Consider the following 1,266-nt stretch of genomic DNA (forward strand, 5'->3'; position numbering starts at 1 on the left):
GGCGGCGTGAGCGAGCCGAAGACGGTGACCATCACCGTCACGGGCACCAACGATGTGCCGGTCGCCGTCACTGATACTCAGACTACAGGCGAGAACACGGTGCTGACTGGCCAGGTCCCGGCAGCGACCGATGTCGATGGCACCATCGCCAACTACGCGCTCGACACTGGCGTGGGTCAGGGCAACGGCAGTCTCAGCTTCAACGCCAACGGCAGCTACAGCTTCGCCCCGGGCACCGACTTCGACGCTCTGGCCGCGGGCGAGAGCCGCGACGTCACCTTCAGCTACACCGCCACCGATAACGACGGTGGCGTCAGCGAACCCAAGACGGTGACGATCACCGTGACCGGCACCAACGACGCGCCGGTCGCTCAGGCGGCCACGGCCACGACGAAAGAGAACACGGTGCTGTCTGGTCAGGTCCCGGCAGCAACGGATGTCGATGGCACCATCGCCAGCTACGCGCTCGACACTGGCGTGGGCCAAGGCAATGGCGCGTTGAGCTTCAACGCCGACGGCAGCTACAGCTTCGCCCCGGGCACTGACTTCGACAGTCTGGCTGCCGGCGAAAGCCGTGACGTGACTTTCAGCTACACCGCCGCCGATAACGACGGTGGGGTGAGCGCACCCAAGACTGTCACCATCACTGTGACCGGTACCAACGATGCGCCGGTGGCCGTCGCCGATACCGGCAGCACCGGTGAAAACGCCACGCTCAACGTTGCTGCCGCCCAGGGCGTGCTGGCTAATGACAGCGATGTCGACGGCGGTACCCTGAGCGTCAGCGCGGTCAATGGCGCGGCGGGCAGCGTGGGGCAGGCCATCACCGGCTCCAACGGCGGCACCTTCACGCTGAACGCGGATGGCTCCTATAGCTTCAATCCGGGTTCGGCGTTCGATCGCCTGCCCGCGGGTCAGACCGACACCACTAAAGTCAGCTACACCGTCAGCGATGGCCAGGGTGGCACCGCCACCTCGACGCTGACCGTAACGGTGACCGGCACTAACGACGTTCCAGTGGCCGTCGCTGATACCCAGACTACCGGCGAGAATACCGTCCTCAGCGGCCAGGTTCCGGCAGCGAGTGATGTTGATGGGACGGTCGCCGGTTACAACTTGGCGACGGATGTCGGTACCGGCGATGGTTCGTTGACGTTCAATGCCGACGGTTCCTATAGCTTCGTCTCCGGCACCGACTTCGACAGTCTGGCTGCGGGCGAGAGCCGCGACGTCACCTTCAGCTATACCGCCACGGACAATGACGGT

The 1,266-nt window shown here is 64.8% G+C and carries 1 protein-coding gene; it reads left to right on the forward strand.

All coding sequences use genetic code 11. The features are described 5' to 3' along the window. The coding region (locus tag BTW08_RS18585) for an Ig-like domain-containing protein (protein ID WP_139313732.1) at nt 1-1,266 on the forward strand (1,266 nt) is incomplete at both ends.

This window comes from Salinicola sp. MH3R3-1 (assembly GCF_001937155.1).
In the GTDB taxonomy this organism is placed as follows: Bacteria; Pseudomonadota; Gammaproteobacteria; order Pseudomonadales; family Halomonadaceae; genus Salinicola; species Salinicola halophyticus.